General features: G+C 42.6%; 10 protein-coding genes and 4 pseudogenes. 8 read left to right on the top strand and 6 right to left on the bottom strand.

Annotated elements, in window-relative coordinates; translation table 11 throughout:
- Positions 1 to 414: 414 nt before the first annotated feature.
- Complete coding sequence (locus tag TT12_RS12605) at positions 415 to 909, bottom strand: FKBP-type peptidyl-prolyl cis-trans isomerase (protein ID WP_045455360.1); 495 nt, start codon at positions 907 to 909, stop codon at positions 415 to 417.
- Between the two features lie 333 nt (positions 910 to 1,242).
- Here TT12_RS12605 and TT12_RS18650 point away from each other — a divergent pair.
- Positions 1,243 to 3,259 (top strand): annotated as a pseudogene (locus TT12_RS18650) (M61 family metallopeptidase).
- A gap of 185 nt (positions 3,260 to 3,444) precedes the next feature.
- On the opposite strand, the gene copM reads toward TT12_RS18650, so the two are convergent.
- The 4 genes from copM to TT12_RS19470 form a co-directional block, all read right to left on the bottom strand.
- Complete coding sequence (gene copM, locus TT12_RS18925; protein ID WP_502685188.1) at positions 3,445 to 4,272, bottom strand: CopM family metallochaperone; 828 nt, start codon at positions 4,270 to 4,272, stop codon at positions 3,445 to 3,447.
- 289 nt (positions 4,273 to 4,561) lie between these two features.
- Positions 4,562 to 5,212: an IS1595 family transposase gene (locus tag TT12_RS12620; protein WP_045455364.1), complete on the bottom strand. Its 651-nt coding sequence runs from the start codon at positions 5,210 to 5,212 to the stop codon at positions 4,562 to 4,564.
- Between the two features lie 52 nt (positions 5,213 to 5,264).
- Entirely contained in the window at positions 5,265 to 5,738 is a 474-nt protein-coding gene (locus TT12_RS12625) for a pseudouridine synthase family protein (protein WP_243443691.1), read from the bottom strand.
- Positions 5,732 to 5,890 carry a pseudouridine synthase family protein gene (locus tag TT12_RS19470; RefSeq protein ID WP_243443692.1) on the bottom strand — a complete coding sequence of 53 codons (159 nt, stop codon included), beginning with the start codon at positions 5,888 to 5,890 and terminating at the stop codon, positions 5,732 to 5,734. The genes TT12_RS12625 and TT12_RS19470 overlap by 7 nt, the downstream gene beginning before the upstream one ends.
- A 445-nt stretch (positions 5,891 to 6,335) precedes the next feature.
- Here TT12_RS19470 and icd point away from each other — a divergent pair.
- Positions 6,336 to 7,594, top strand: a pseudogene (gene icd / locus TT12_RS12630) (NADP-dependent isocitrate dehydrogenase).
- 325 nt (positions 7,595 to 7,919) lie between these two features.
- Here icd and TT12_RS12635 read toward each other — a convergent pair.
- Positions 7,920 to 10,138: pseudogene (locus tag TT12_RS12635) on the bottom strand (NADP-dependent isocitrate dehydrogenase).
- Between the two features lie 734 nt (positions 10,139 to 10,872).
- On the opposite strand from TT12_RS12635, the gene TT12_RS17785 reads away from it, so the two are divergent.
- The 6 genes and pseudogenes from TT12_RS17785 (at position 10,873) to TT12_RS12660 (ending at position 16,075) form a co-directional block, all read left to right on the top strand.
- Positions 10,873 to 11,070, top strand: a complete 198-nt coding sequence (locus TT12_RS17785; RefSeq protein WP_243443693.1) for a hypothetical protein — start codon at positions 10,873 to 10,875, stop codon at positions 11,068 to 11,070.
- A complete protein-coding gene (locus TT12_RS12640; RefSeq protein WP_243443694.1) occupies positions 11,013 to 12,266 on the top strand; it encodes a GNAT family N-acetyltransferase in 1,254 nt (417 codons plus the stop codon). Before TT12_RS17785 ends, TT12_RS12640 begins: the two co-directional genes overlap by 58 nt.
- A gap of 65 nt (positions 12,267 to 12,331) precedes the next feature.
- Positions 12,332 to 12,834: pseudogene (locus tag TT12_RS12645) on the top strand (chorismate--pyruvate lyase family protein).
- A gap of 458 nt (positions 12,835 to 13,292) precedes the next feature.
- Complete coding sequence (gene glyA / locus TT12_RS12650; protein ID WP_045455368.1) at positions 13,293 to 14,549, top strand: serine hydroxymethyltransferase; 1,257 nt, start codon at positions 13,293 to 13,295, stop codon at positions 14,547 to 14,549.
- 91 nt (positions 14,550 to 14,640) lie between these two features.
- Positions 14,641 to 15,381, top strand: a complete 741-nt coding sequence (locus TT12_RS12655) for a type 1 glutamine amidotransferase (protein WP_045455371.1) — start codon at positions 14,641 to 14,643, stop codon at positions 15,379 to 15,381.
- A gap of 298 nt (positions 15,382 to 15,679) precedes the next feature.
- A complete protein-coding gene (locus TT12_RS12660; protein ID WP_045455374.1) occupies positions 15,680 to 16,075 on the top strand; it encodes a hypothetical protein in 396 nt (131 codons plus the stop codon).
- Positions 16,076 to 16,181 lie beyond the last annotated feature (106 nt).

Raw genomic sequence — 16,181 nt, forward strand, 5'->3', positions numbered from 1 at the left:
AGGGATTGGTATCTCAAAGGTCGCATCAGGGATAGGTGGTTTGCTGATTAAGGATGATAAGGCTGGATGCCTGTCAGTTATAGGATACTCCGGGATTAGGTATCATGTAACGATAACATGGATGGTTAGTGATAAAAGCCGCATAACGCTTGTCGTTATGCGGCTTTGTTACGTCTGCTATATATTAATTGAGAAACACGCCTAACTAGCTAATAGATCCTAATAGGTAACACAGTAGCAGTGAATAGTTTGTAAGCCTGTCAGGTTACTTAATGTACACCTAAGAGGCTCATATTTTAAAAAGGTGATTGTGATAAATAATAGCCATAAAAAAGGTCAGTAGACAAAGCCACTGACCTTTTTTGAACAAATAGCAGTCTTAATAAAGACTGCCATTTAACATTTTACTATACTCTAGAAGAGATTAGTGCTCAACGCCACCAGCGCATGGACATGACCATGGTTTAGTTCGTCTTCAGTTGCTGCACGCACTTCTTGGATTTCAACATCAAACGTCAAACGCTTACCAGCCAATGGATGGTTTGCATCAACGGTCACTTCTTTGTCATTTACTTCAGTAACGGTAACTAGCATTACTTGTCCGCCAGCTTCTGACTGAAACTGCATACCCGGCTGGATATCTTCAACGCCTTGGAAGTTATCACGTGGTACATGTTGTACCGCTTGCTCTTGATATTCGCCGTAGCCATCAGCAGGTTCAACAACAGCATTGACTTGTTCGCCAGCAGATTTACCTTCTAGCTGTTGCTCAAGGCCTGGAATGATGTTGCTGTGGCCATGCAAATACGCAAGTGGTTGACCTTCTGGTGATTGGTCAAGAATGTTGCCTTCGTCGTCTTTTAGTGTGTAATTGAATTTGACGGCAGTGTCTTTTGCAATAATAGTCATAAGTTATCCTAAATATATCTATGTAAAAAATTAAATACGGTTGCAATAAACCTAAAAAATCCAATCAGCAAGCCAAATAGCCACGTCATTAGTCAATTATCATCAGTTTATTAAAGTAACTTTAGCAGTTAGCATCTTTAATTGAGATGGCTCATATAACTTTCAAGGTAAAAACAATAAAAAATGCTATTTTATACTGATAAATGTCGTTTTTTATGAAAATAAACACAGTTTTTTGTGGTTGGAAGACCGTAAATGGATATTCGGGGTTTGCCAGTTGCGTTTTTGGACAATGGCTTTTACCATAATGATATAAATAAGGATAAAAAAACAATGACTTCATTTGCCAATAATTCACGCAGTCAGCTATCAGATGCTAATACAATCAGCGATCACCATAAAGCTAAAGCTGATATCAATTATCGACTCAATTTCGAGCGTTTTTCTGAGCACTTGGTTGATGTGTCGCTCAATTTTACCGCAGTAAATGATGCACCTCAACTTTGGATGCCAGCGTGGATACCCGGTAGTTATCTGATGCGTGAGTTTGCGCGCAACATTACCGCGGTGCATTATAAGGTGTTAGACAGCCAGGTGTTAGACAGCCAGGTGCTAGATAGTAAAGCGTTAGACAGCCAAATCATGATGATGATAATCATCCTAAGGTTTATCGCGCGCACAAAATAGATAAAAACACGTGGCAATTACCAAAAGCTAAGGCAGGGCAAGCCATCGGTGTCCACTATGAAGTGTACTGCTATGATTTATCGGTACGTACTGCCTATGTCGATCAGCAACGTTTGTATGGGAATTTTACCTCCCTGACATTGGCTGTAGAAGGGCAGGAGCATCGAGCTGTACAAGCTAGCTTAGCAGTGCCAGCAGCATTTTTAGCAGGTAAAGACGAGAGTCGGCTGCTATTGGCATGTGGGTTAGAGTCTACTCATCTACGTCTTGATGGGCAGCATAGCTATGGACTACAAGCAAGCAGTTATCACGACCTTATTGATTACCCGTTTGAGATTGCAGAACAAGATAAGTTTGACTTTATTATTCAAGACAGTACGCATCAGACGCTACATCATCGTTTCTATCTCTCAGGTAAGCACAGTGCCAATATGGGCAGGCTACAGCAGGATATCACTCAGATCTGTCAGTGCTATTTAGATTGGTTGGGTGATGCGCCATTTAATGATTATACGTTTATGACCTTTGCCAGTGGTCAGGATTATGGTGGACTTGAGCATATCAATTCGACCAGTCTCATTACGCCGCGCCGAGACTTACCAACTCTTGATGAGCCAAAAATACCAAGCACCGATTATCAGCGATTTTTGGGCTTATGCAGCCATGAGTATTTTCATTCGTGGTGGGTCAAAACGGTACGCCCAGATGTTATGTTGGATGTCGATTTGCGCCGCGAGGCTTTTACACCACTGCTATGGGTATTTGAGGGCTTTACTTCGTATATCGATGACTTTATGTTACAAGCGTCGGGCGTGATTGATAAGCCAAGCTATCTCAAGCTACTGGCTGAGCAAATTAATCGTTACTATCAAACCGCGGGTCGCGCGTATCAAAGCATTGCAGAGTCGAGCTTTGATGCGTGGATTAAGCTATACCGTAACGATGAAAATACAGGCAATGCTGGTATCAGTTATTACAACAAAGGTGCATTGGTGGCGTTATGCTTGGATTTGACACTGCTCCAAAAGAGCAATGGTCGCTATCGTCTGTTTGATGTGGTCAAGGCTTTTTATACTCAAGCAAAGCAAAACGACAATAAACGCATTGGCATCAATAGTGCTGATATGGGTACAGTCATTGGGCAGTTCATGCCCATAGAGGATTGGGAAGACTTTGAGTATCGTTATGTCAATGGTGTTGAAGAGTTGCCAATTGAAGCGCTGCTGGCGGCAAACGGCATTAGCATGCATAGCAATAGCAAAGAGACGGCTGACAAGCATGTGCCTTGGGGCATGCGCTGTACTGAGACGCCGCTGGACTCAAAGTCAATCGCGTGACACGTGCTAGTGTCGCTGCTAGAGCGGGTATTTCAGCGAACGATGTCATTGTGGCGCTTGACGGTATCAAAGCTGACAGTAAACAATTGGCGTTGCTAAGTAATGTGGAGCGTGATATTGAGTGTCATCTGTTTCGCCGTGATGAGTTGATGCGTGTTAATGTGCTGCCTAAAGCGGCTGATGAAGCCATTGACAAAGCATCTCCGCATAAAGTGAGCTTGCACTTGGCAAAAGCAAATCAATCGTCAGGAGTCAGTGATAATTCTTCTCCAGTCGAAGCAGGCTGGCAAGCATGGCTTAACGCTATAGAGCGTTATCAGGGTTAAATACATTGTTAAATACATTGCTAAATATATTAATGTGAATGTATTTGTTCTCACTATTCTGGTCAATAATTGATTAAAAGTAAAAGCCCCTGCTAAATAATATTATTTGGCAGGGGCTTTGTGTAATGACTGGTAGTCTTTTTCAGGCGTGCTAAAAATTAACAGCTAGGTCAGCGTTTAATAATTCAGCACCTAAGAAGGAGCTTGCTCAGATTGCTGATGATTATCCGCTTCACTTGTGCCCTGTATCTCTTTAGTATTTTTATCGGTACTAGCATTAGCATCTGCAATCCATTGTTGCATATGCTCAATCTCAGTCTGCTGACCATCGATGATATCTTGTGCCAATTGACGCATCTCTTCGTCAGTGCCATATTCAGCTGAATGTTTGCCATCGCTACCGCGCCAATGTGATGCGGCAGCATACCACGTGCAAATGCCATGTCAGGCACAGGATCGGCGATACCCAATACCATCTCGCCATTTAAGACATCCATGCTTCTGGCATACGCTTGCTGCATCGCTTCAGTGTTGGGTTTAGGTTTGGCTGTATCAGGGTGGCTAGCAAGCCATTTATTCAAAATATCTATTTCAAGTTGCTGAGCGGTGATAATCTCTTGTGCCAATTGACGCATCTCTTCGTCAGTACCATATTTCAGCTGAATTTTTGCCATTTCTACGGCACCGCGGTGGTGGCCAAGCATCGCTTTAGCAAAGGCTGTATCAGGATCGTTATAACCCATACCGATCATCATCTCATCATGCATTCTAGTCATCGACCTTGTATAGTCTCTGAGTATATCGGTCATTTGGCTCTCATCCGCGCTGTTTTCGCCAGCTGCTAGGTCGTTATCAGCGTCAACGTCATTTGAAGCATCGACGATATCAGTCACAGGTGGGGTCGCTGCAGTAGGATCTGTGTCATCGTTGTCTTTTGTCGGCTGACAGGCGCTCAGTATAAGCGCCGTAGAGACGCTAGTGGCCAACAAGATCCAACGACGAGAAACAAACATAACATATCCCTATAATAAAAAATCAAATGATAAGTGGATGAGACTTATGATACCTAAACAATGGTGTACTGAAGCTTAGCAGATAAACCTTGCTCGTTCGAGACGCGATGTTTAGCAAGTCGTAATTGGTTTTAATTGCTATCAAAGCCAATGACTAAGACGTATTCTGATCTAAAAAACTGATAGAAATGCGGGCACGCCCAAATAAGCAGATGCCAGTCACAAGTAATCAGCAATGAGATACCAGTAGATTGATAGTAATAATTAATTAAGGGGCTGTCCTAGATAACTAGTTCAGTTCCTGTTTAACCCATTGTTTTAGCTGGTGTAATTGACGTTTTGGATCACTGTAGTTAAAACGCCACTCACATTCCTTCAAAAACAGATGGAAATGCTCTTTTGGGATGCCATTATATTTGCGCATATGACGCTTGGCTTGGCTCCAAAAGTTCTCTATTCCGTTGATATGGTTTCTGTCTTGTGCAAACTCTTTTGAATGATTGATACGGTAATGGGTAAACTCACTGACATCAAGGGCATTGTAACTTCTGAATGAGTCAGTATAAACGATGCTATCAGGCTTTACTTTTTCTCTTATAATAGGGATTAAGGTATCGGCTCTGGCATTAGGGATGAGACAAGCATAGACGCTGCCATTGCGCTTAAGCAGTCCAAACACAGGCACTTTATTACCAGCACCGCGACCACGTTTGCCTTTGCGTCTACCGCCAAAGTAGCTCTCATCAACTTCTATTTCGCCTTCTAGAAGACCAGGTTCCTGACTATTTTCATAAATCAGTAGTCTTAGCCTGTGAAAGTAATAGCTAGCTGTTGTTTTATTAACACCCACTAAGCTTGCTGCTGTTCTTGCGGTAGAACCGGCAATAAATAGTTCAATGAGTCTGGTTTGTTTGTACCAACTTAATCTGCTCTTTCTCATATGACTATCCTAGATTATTTTACTTATCTAGGACAGCCCCTTAATTAATTAATCAATCAAGAATGCCTAATTGCTGACAGCGTTCGCTAGTGAGATGAATGCGCACAAACTCACCAACGGCTAAATCACCCAATTCAAACCCTGCCACTGACCAGCGTATCAAACGCAGGCAAGGCAGTCCAACCTGCGCTGTCATACGTCTGACTTGGCGATTCTTACCTTCATAAATCGTCAGCATGAGCCATGAAGTCGGTACATTCTTACGCTCACGAATAGGCGGCTCACGTTGCCATAAATCAATGGGTAAGTTTGCCTCTTCTACCATGAGAGCCGTCGCCGGTAGTGTCTTGCCATCTTTTAAATGTACGCCAGAGGCAAGCTCATTCAACTGCGCTGGCGTTGCTGTGCCTTCAACTTGCACCAAGTAAGTTTTGCCCTGCTTATGACGGTTTTTTGCAAAATCAGCAGCAGAAGGTGGCTGGGTAATGGCTTTATTGACTCGACCATCACTCGTTAAAATCAGCAAGCCCTCTGAGGTGGCATCAAGCTACCAGCAATCCGTAAAGACTTATCGGTAAAATACTGTGATAGGGTGGTGTGATTATTGTTGCTGTCATCACGAAACTGACTTTGCACCCCATAAGGTTTATTGAATAAAATCAGACTAGAGGTCGACATGGTTTGGGATTTCCTAAATTTGAATCATTATTTTGTGCGTATTTTGAGGCTGGGGCGGGTCCTCAATTTACGATTTTTAAAACGAGGACACGCCCTAATAAAACGTTATTTTTTTAAATCAACGCTATAAGCTGCAAATTTGTTGATTTTATATAAAGTATCTTTGTTATTTTGCGCGTTATTATAACAGTCTGTGTGGATGCTATTTTACTAAAGGGATTTCTACAGTATCGTTAAGTCAATAAATGATTATTCAGTGCACCGCTATTTTATTTATTCATTTTTTAAATCATTTATCAGCATATCGCAACTTACCTATTGCTAAAAGTTTTTAGTTTGGCCAATCCGCGTTTAAAGCGGTATAAATAATCATAGTAGAGTGGCTAGCATAACAGAGTGCTAAGGATGCTTGCGATATCTAACATACAACCAAGGAGTTTTATCCATGTCTTATGAGAAGGTTATCGTCCCGAGAGACGGCGAAAAAATTACCGTAAATGCTGATCTGTCGCTAAATGTACCCAATCATCCTATTATCCCGTTCGTTGAAGGCGATGGTATCGGGATCGATATCACGCCGGTCATGATAAAAGTGGTCAATGCGGCCGTGGAGAAAGCTTATCATGGCAAACAGTCCATCATTTGGATGGAGGCTTATCTTGCGAAAAAGCCGCTAAAATATACGATGGTGACTATCTGCCAAGCGAGACGCTAGAGATTTTAAAAGACTATGTTATCAGTATCAAAGGCCCATTGACCACGCCAGTTGGCGGTGGCTTTCGCTCATTGAATGTGGCGGTACGTCAAGAGCTTGACCTCTATGTCTGTCAGCGCCCAGTTCGCTGGTTTGAAGGTGTACCAAGTCCTGTTCAGCATCCTGAGCTGACAGATATGGTTATTTTCCGTGAAAATTCAGAAGATATCTATGCAGGTATCGAATGGAAAGCGGGCAGTGAGGATGCTAAGAAAATCATTAAATTCTTAAAAGAAGAGATGGGCGTTACGAAGATCCGCTTCGATGATGATTGCGGTATCGGCATCAAGCCAGTATCCAAAGAAGGCTCGCAGCGTCTGGTACGTAAAGCCATTCAACATGCTATCGATAATGATTTGCCCAGTGTGACTTTAGTGCACAAAGGCAATATTATGAAGTATACCGAAGGCGCATTTAAGGAATGGGGCTATGAGCTGGCAGCAGAACGCTTCGATGCAGAATTATTAGATGGTGGTCCTTGGATGACAATGAAAAATCCAAAAACAGGCAATGATATTATTATCAAGGATGTTATTGCTGATGCCTTTCTGCAGCAAATCTTGATGCGTCCTGCGGATTATTCAGTCGTTGCGACGCTAAACTTAAACGGTGATTATATCTCAGATGCCCTAGCAGCCGAGGTGGGCGGTATTGGTATCGCACCGGGCGCTAACAAAGGCGGTGCAATTGCGGTTTATGAGGCAACTCATGGCACAGCACCTAAATATGCGGGTCAGAATAAAGTAAATCCTGGCTCATTGATTTTATCGGCTGAGATGATGTTACGAGACATGGGCTGGACAGAAGCCGCTGATCTCATTATCAGTGGTATCCAAGGTGCGATTGCTAATAAAACGGTCACTTATGACTTTGAGCGCCTCATGCCAGATGCTATCTTGCTCAGTACTTCTGAGTTTGGTAAAGCGGTTATCAAGCACATGGATGTTTAAAAAGTATATAGAGCTGAGTCAGCAGTTATCAGAATTTTATACTATTGATAAAAGTATCAATATTCACAAAAGTATCGTTGAACTTATTAATGTCAAAAAGCCACCTACAGTTATGTAGGTGGCTTTTTTATTGGCAGTTTTTTGCTGTTTATAAGTGGTATTTTAAAAGTAACGTTTTAAACGTACTGTCTTATGTTCAAGCATAAAAAACACCGCTTAAGTCTGAGACCTAAGCGGTGTTTTTATTTTGCTTAACTGGGTTCAAAAGTCTTTATAAGTAAAGAAAATTAAGCCCAATTATCTGCTGTATGAGCACACAACTCAATTACAATGAGGCGATTGCTGCATTGAATAGCGTGCTTGGACGCATCGCTTGTTCAGCCAATGCTTCGTCTGCCAAGTAGTAACCTTTCAAGTCTACAGGCTTGCCTTGAGCTTCATTTAGCTCTTTGACGATAGCAGCTTCGTTGCTCTCAAGTTTTTCTGCCAGCGGTGCAAATTTTGCTTTTAGATCAGCATCTTTATCTTGTGCTGCAAGCTCTTGTGCCCAGTACATCGCCAGATAGAAATGACTACCACGGTTATCGATTTCACCTGTTTTACGTGATGGACCTTTGTTGTTTAACAACAGTTTCTCTGTCGCCGTGTCCAATGTATCCGCCAAGATTTGCGCTTTAGCATTGTTATCGTGACTGGCCAAATGCTCCAAAGAGACGGTCAAGGCTAAGAACTCACCCAATGAATCCCAACGTAAATGGTTTTCTTCTAGTAGCTGTTGAACGTGTTTAGGTGCAGAACCACCAGCGCCCGTTTCAAACAAACCGCCGCCTTTCATTAATGGTACGACTGACAACATTTTCGCACTGGTTCCTAATTCTAAAATTGGGAACAAGTCAGTCAAGTAATCACGTAAAATATTACCAGTTGCAGAGATAGTATCCAGACCACGGGCAACGCGCTCTAGCGTATAACGCATCGCACGAACCTGTGACATGATTTCAATATGCAGGCCTGTCGTATCATGATCTTTTAAGTAAGTTTGAACTTTTTTGATCAACTCGTTCTCATGTGGGCGATAAGGGTCTAGCCAAAAGATAACTGGTGTATCTGATTCACGGGCACGGCGTACGGCAAGTTTTACCCAATCTTGGATAGCTCATCTTTAACCTGACACATGCGCCAGATGTCGCCATTTTCAACCTGCTGCTCAAGCAATACCTCATCAGTATCTTCATCGACAATACGAGCCAATCCTGAACCACTCGCCTCAAAAGTCTTGTCATGAGAGCCATACTCTTCGGCTTTTTGCGCCATCAAACCAACGTTAGGAACCGTACCCATCGTCGTTGGATCAAAATTGCCATGCCATTTACAGAAGTTAATCATTTCTTGATAGATACGAGCAAAAGTAGACTCAGGCATGACCGCTTTACAGTCATACATTTTGCCATCAGCGCCCCACATTTTACCGCCTGAACGAATCATCGCTGGCATAGACGCATCAACAATCACATCACTTGGTGAATGGAAGTTGGTGATACCTTTTGATGAATCAACCATCGCTAGGCGTGGACGATGCACTTGGCAAGCATGTAAATCGCGTTCGATTTCTTCACGCTTACTGGCAGGTAGCTCAGCGATTTTTTCGTACAAACTTGCCATGCCGTTGTTGACGTTGATACCTAGCTCGTCAAAGAAAGCGCCATGCTTATTAAAGGCATCTTTATAATAAGTTTTGACCGCATGACCAAACACGATAGGATGCGATACTTTCATCATAGTGGCTTTTACGTGCAGTGAAAACAAGATACCAGCTTCACGGCAATCTTCCATTTCACGCTCATAAAACTCAAGTAATGATTTTTTGCTCATAAACATCAAGTCGATGACTTCTTTGTCCAGCAAGGCAATGCCTGTTTTGAAGACATGAATAGTGCCATCTTCAGCGACACGCTCCATACGTACGCTACGTGCTTTATCCAAAGTGATAGATTGCTCACCAGCATAGAAATCGCCACTGTGCATGTGCGATACGTGGGTCTGTGACCATTGCTTCCATTCACCCATAGAGTGTGGATGCTTGCGTGCATAGTTTTTAACCGCTTTTGGTGCACGGCGATCTGAGTTGCCTTCACGCAATACTGGGTTGACAGAACTGCCCAAGCTTTTGCCGTAACGCTTACGGATCTCTTCTTCTTCTTCTGTCTTAGGATCATCTGGAAAATCAGGGATAGCGTAGCCTTTGCTTTGCAACTCTTTGATACAAGCTTTTAGCTGTCCAACAGAAGCACTGATATTAGGCAGTTTAATGATATTGGTGTCTGGATCTTGAGTCAGACGACCCAGCTCAGCCAGATTATCAGGAACGCGCTGCTCTTCCGTTAAGTACTCTGGAAACTCAGCCAACACACGGGCAGCAACAGAGATATCGCTGGTTTCAACTTCGATACCTGCTGTTTGAGTAAAGGCTTTTACAATTGGCAAAAATGATAAGGTTGCTAGCGCTGGTGCTTCGTCAGTTTTTGTATAAATAATTTTAGACATTAGTTGGGCATTCCTTTTAGTTGTAATTAATAATAAGGCTCAAATATAAGTTAATAATTCCATGCAGCTCTGATGTAATAATGGATCATGCAACGATACTAAATAATGTGTCGCGAGCTTTTTGTAGCCAGTTTCTTGGAGACCATCGAGTCTGCTTAGAATTTTTCTTCGTTAAGCGGCAGTTTGACTGTCTTGTCTGAACGACCTGCTCATATGAATGACTTAAAAATAGAGTGCGGACGCTACATCATAGTTAACTGATTATAAATCTGATACGATGTCAATATCGCATAATGAACTAAGTGTAGTGTTTTCGGTTGTTTCTAATATGTCTTAATTACATTAAGCTGTTAAGAGCCTTATTCTACCAGTCATCGATAAAAATTTCATCCTTTCTATACAAACACTGCCTGCTAATATTCATCATAAAACGATGAATAATACAATCATTATTCAAAAAACTGCCAGTCATATCATAGATATGAATCGTGACTAAGTGATTCTTACTCTTCTGTCAGACATGAGCTGACAAACCAAATTATCTATGTTTTTAGAGGTGACTTTACTGGGGTAGCTTTTATTATCGAGAGTGCATTGTTACCTATTTTATTCGTAATATCTGACAATTATGAGAGCATAATTGTGACAGAGTTTGAGTAGAATTTTGCTAGGCTAGTCATATACGAAACAAGGTATAAAAAACTACGCCCATATAAAAATAAATAGTGAGTATTATGAGTTTACAATATGCATTACTCAATGACACCAGCTGGCAGAGTCAAACAGACTGGCAAACCCCCGATACCCCTTTTATGTCGTTTGCTTTTTGGCAAGCGTTAGCTGACACTGGCGCGATTGGTGAGCAGGCAGCTGGTTGCCGATATTTGTGTTGGTACATCGTGTCGCAGATAGTCAAAGCGGCAGCTCGATAGACCACGCTGATCATAGTGAAAACCATAGTGAAAACCATAGTGAAAACCATAGTGAAAATCATTCTGCGATTAACGAAGCTGCGCAAACAGTCGCGCATCCTGTGGCGGTGTTGCCAGTATTCCTCAAAGGTCATCATCGTGGCGAGTTTGTGTTTGACCATTCATGGGCAGAAGCCTATGCGCGTTATGGGGTGGATTATTATCCAAGGCTGGTTACTAGCGTGCCCTATACACCGATTACGGGTCAGCGGCTTTGGTTGGCAAAAGGTGAGACGTTAACCACCGACATTATAAAGACAGCTATCGCAGGCGTCGATGATATTGCTCAGCAAGTAGGTGCCTCAAGCTGGCATGGATTATTTATTACGCCTGAGCTGGCAAAGATTGCGACGGCATCTATGCCTACTGATATTGATATAGCGCATTTGCTAGCCGCTCAAGATAATGGTTTAGAATCAACCGCAATTGACATGCCTATACTGGAACGTCAAGGCTGCCAGTTCTTATGGCAAAATAAAGACTTGCTACAAGACTGCCAACCGTTTGCTGATTTTGAAGCATTCTTAGCGACGCTAAAAGCCAAAAAACGCAAAACCATCCGTGCTGAGCGTCGTAAGGTTGCTGAGCAAGGCATCAGCTGCCAACGTAAATGCGGTGATGCTATTACTGACGAGGACTGGAAAGCCTTTTATCATTGTTATGTGATGACCTATGCAGTACGTGGACAACAGCCTTATTTGACGATAGATTTTTTTATGGCACTGGCAGCGACTATGTCTGAGCACTTAATGCTCGCACAAGCGTTAGATGCCTCTGGTGAAATTATAGCCAGTAGCTTGTTTTTATACGATGATCGCCATAGCGAAAATGCCACTCTTTATGGTCGCTATTGGGGGGCACTGGGTGAGTACGACAGCTTACACTTTGAGCTGTGTTATTATCAAGGTATTGAATTTGCCGTCGAGCAAGGGCTTAAGTATTTTGATCCGGGTACGCAAGGCGAGCATAAGCTGGTTCGTGGTTTTATTCCAACGACGACACACTCTATCCACCGTATTTATGACCCACGTTTTGTGCCAGCTATCGCCAATTTTTGCGCCCAAGACCGTGAGCATATGGCGCAGTATCGTCAGCAAGCGTTTGAGGCATTGCCCTTTAATGCGGATAATATGCCAGCCTTTGATACCACTCAATAGGCTTTGCTTAATACGCCTAACGCTCGCTTTCTTTTTTATTATTATGTCACTATTAGCCGTTAACTATGTCCAGTACTCCTTTTATTTGTCTTACCCATTTGTCTCCTCCTAGTGAGCTACTCTCGTGGCTCAATGTCGCAGGCTCTCTCACGGCGGTGTTGGAAGTGAAAGCAGGGCAGCCCTTGCGCGTGGAGCGTAGCTTGAGGGCTACCGATTGCTGTCATTGGCACAAAAAAAACAATTGAATGTCACAGGTGCCATGCTAAATCGTCCCATGCTAGCATGGGTGCGTGAAGCGCAACTATATGGCAATGACGAGCATCCGTGGGTGGCCGCGCAAAGTATCTTTCCGTTACCCAGTCTCAAAGGTCACGCCCGCCGTCTACAGCAGCTTAAAGGTACACCCATCGGTTATGTGTTATTTAAACGCAGCCGGACTTTGCCCAATCAGCGTTTTATCCAGCAGACTGCTGAAGGTTGGCAACGGCAAACACGTTATGATTGGTATGGTCGCCAGCTGCTGATCAGCGAAACTTTCTTGCCAGCATTTGTCACTACTGACAGTTAAATATCCGTTAAGTAGCCAGCCAATAGATAAATATCGCTAATAATCTGCTGACCAACAACAGGCTAGGAGCAATATGATAGCGGTAAACCATTTATTTTATTGGCTATTTATCTGCGTTATATCACCATTTAATTCACTCAGCTTACAGTGAGGTTTTTTTGCGCTCACCGCACAAATTTTCATGTTACACTTAATGTTTAGCGATGATTTTGATGCCAGCGCGTATCGAGTTTATTGCCGAATTGGACAAGTTAATGACAGGCCTATTGCCTCTGCTTACTCCTACTTATCTTTGCTAATAGACTCAATTCACAATAATGGTCATACCATAAAACTGAGCGTAAAAGTACCGCTGGTACTTTGAGCGACGTTGACACAGTAATTGTTTTATTGTGGGCAGCCTATAAGCTTCTTTTCAACGACATTTTTCAATGACAGTCACTACCTAGGACATCACTATGTTTAAAGATATTTCTATCAAAGATTTTGATCCAGTACTTGCTGAAGCGATGGCTGCAGAAAGCGTTCGTCAAGAAAACCATATCGAATTGATTGCGTCTGAAAACTACTGCTCGCAAGCAGTGATGGAAGCGCAAGGCACAGATCTAACCAACAAATACGCTGAAGGCTATCCTGGTAAGCGTTATTATGGTGGTTGTGAGCATGTAGACGTTGTAGAGCAATTGGCGATTGATCGTGCAAAAGAGTTGTTCGGTGCTGAGTACGTCAACGTCCAGCCACATTCTGGTAGCCAAGCAAACTCTGCCGTATTTTTAGCGTTACTTGAAGCAAATGACACCGTACTAGGCATGAGCTTAGACGCAGGTGGTCACTTGACTCACGGCGCACACATTAACTTTTCAGGTCTGAACTATAATGCTGTACAGTACGGCTTGGTCGAAGGCACTGGTCTTATCGATTATGACCAAGTTGAAAGTTTGGCAAAAGAGCATAAGCCTAAAATGATTATTGCTGGTTTTTCAGCGTATTCACAGGTAGTGGATTGGGCACGTTTCCGTGAAATCGCTGATGAAGTTGGTGCTTATTTGCTAGTAGATATGGCGCACGTTGCTGGTCTAGTTGCTGGTGGTGTTTATCCAAACCCAGTACCGTTCGCTGATGTGGTTACAACGACTACGCACAAAACCCTACGTGGCCCACGTTCAGGCATGATTTTGGCGCGTGATGAAGTACTTGCTAAAAAGCTCAATTCTGCCGTATTCCCAGGTAACCAAGGCGGTCCGTTGATGCATGTCATCGCGGCAAAAGCGGTTTGCTTTAAAGAAGCGTTAGAAGATAACTTTTCTACTTATCAGCAGCAAGTGGTCAAAAACGCTAAAGCGATGGCAAAAGTGGTTCAAGACCGCGGCTATGAAATCATCTCTGGCGGTACTGAAAACCATCTCATGCTGATCAGCCTAGTTAAGCAAGAAATGACGGGTAAAGAGGCGGACAAATGGCTTGGCGATGCGCATATTACTGTGAATAAAAACGCCGTACCAAATGATCCGAAATCTCCGTTTGTGACGTCTGGCATCCGTATCGGCACGCCAGCAATCACTACTCGTGGCTTCAACGAAGCGCAAGCGGGTGATTTGGCAGGTTGGATTTGTGATGTACTAGATAGCCGCGGTGATGAAGCCGTCGCTACTGAAGTACGCGGTAAAGTAAAAGCGATCTGCAAAGAGTTACCAGTTTACGAAAAAAATCAGTAAGTCTTAACTGACTCTTTTTGAGAGCTGTATAACAGAAACCGCTTAGCTTTTGCTAGGCGGTTTTTTATTTTTTTAATAAAAGGATAATTTGATGATGCTACGAATTCATGCTCTTTACCATGTTGATTTTGAAGAGCTCAGCCATATCAAGCAGTGGGCAGATAATCGAGACCATAGTATTACGGTCACACGTTTTTATAAAAATGAACCATTACCCGCGCAAGACAGTTTTGATTGGTTAGTCGTTATGGGTGGACCAATGAGCATTCATGATGAAAGTGACTTTCAGTGGCTAGCTGATGAAAAATCTTTCATTCAGCAAAGTATTAATGACGGAAAAACCGTGATTGGTGTTTGCTTGGGTGCACAACTGATTGCAGATAGCTTGGGGGCGAAAGTTGCGCCATCAGGCATAAAAGAGGTTGGCTGGCTGCCCATTCAATTGACCGAACAGGGGCTTGCGCATCCGCTGCTAGCAGATTTGCCAAAGAATGAATTCACTGTATTTCATTGGCATGGCGATGGTTTTGAGTGTCCCAAAGGCGCGATGCCAATAGCAACGTCACATACTTGGGCCAATCAAGGTTTTGTTTATCAAACATCAAAGCATAAAGAATTAGGTACGTGGGTGCTTGGTTGGCAATGTCATTTTGAAGTGACTAACAAGAGTATGGTAGATATGGTGTCGCATGGACAGACGTATATACAAGAAGCGATGATTGATCATCCTGACTCTGTGCAAGCGGCTGATGAGATCCTAGCACTAGGGGACACGTATATTGCAGATAACAATGCATGGCTCTCGACCATGCTAGATAAACTAGCTAGATAATTCAGTGAAACGCGATTAATAATCTGTAGCAGGTGAAAATTCAGTATAAAGAAAAGCGCTAAAATGACAGATGAGCAAACCAGTCAAGACTGTGGGTTTTACTTAACTTACATAATACTCGCTATTGATTACTTAACCTGCGACCTATCTTTTATTCAATCTCATTGAACTGAAGAAAGAACCATTTAGCTTCTGCTAGGTGGTTCTTATTTTTAATAACAGATAAGGAGAATACGATGCCTATTTCTACATCTATGTCATTTTTTTTTGTAGTGTTCGTGAGGAAAATTTAGCAAGTATGTTCAATGGTAGTATTACACTTGATGAGCTAAGAGAAAATCGCGATAACCAATACTTGGATGTGAAACAAGCATCTGTTGAACACTATACGGAAGAATTGATTGAGCTGTTGGGAGAGGGGTATTACGCCTTGTGCTATCTGTTATTTTTGACAGACAACAGCACGCCTCTGCATGATCAGCATGACGGGCTATTATATGATATGGCAGTCGTACCTAAGATTATCAGAGCGTTTGCCGCGACAGATTTAAAAAAATTGGTACACGACATCGGTTACTACGAAGCAGAGAGCCAAGAAGGTTTGAATACATTTCTTGAGAATTTAAATCATGTTCATAAGTTATTTGAGTTTGCAGAAGAGAACAAGCTCAATGTGATTGGGTTTACGCTTTAGTATATAAAAATTTGCTTTAAGTATTTGTTAATTGAAGTATTTTAAAATTTGAGCGTCTTAGTTTGATGTGAAAAACTGCTTAGCATTTACTAGGCAGTTTTTTTGT

It is taken from the genome of Psychrobacter sp. JCM 18903, assembly GCF_000586475.1.
Lineage (GTDB): Bacteria > Pseudomonadota > Gammaproteobacteria > Pseudomonadales > Moraxellaceae > Psychrobacter.

Bases quoted from the DNA above. Each gene is read 5' to 3' on its own strand.
- TT12_RS12655 (WP_045455371.1), top strand. From the start codon at position 14,641: ATGATGCTACGAATTCATGCTCTTTACCATGTTGATTTTGAAGAGCTC.
- TT12_RS17785 (WP_243443693.1), top strand. From the start codon at position 10,873: ATGAGTTTACAATATGCATTACTCAATGACACCAGCTGGCAGAGTCAA.
- TT12_RS12620 (WP_045455364.1), bottom strand. From the start codon at position 5,212: ATGAGAAAGAGCAGATTAAGTTGGTACAAACAAACCAGACTCATTGAA.
- TT12_RS12660 (WP_045455374.1), top strand. From the start codon at position 15,680: ATGTTCAATGGTAGTATTACACTTGATGAGCTAAGAGAAAATCGCGAT.
- TT12_RS12605 (WP_045455360.1), bottom strand. From the start codon at position 909: ATGACTATTATTGCAAAAGACACTGCCGTCAAATTCAATTACACACTA.
- TT12_RS19470 (WP_243443692.1), bottom strand. From the start codon at position 5,890: ATGTCGACCTCTAGTCTGATTTTATTCAATAAACCTTATGGGGTGCAA.
- copM (WP_502685188.1), bottom strand. From the start codon at position 4,272: ATGTTTGTTTCTCGTCGTTGGATCTTGTTGGCCACTAGCGTCTCTACG.
- glyA (WP_045455368.1), top strand. From the start codon at position 13,293: ATGTTTAAAGATATTTCTATCAAAGATTTTGATCCAGTACTTGCTGAA.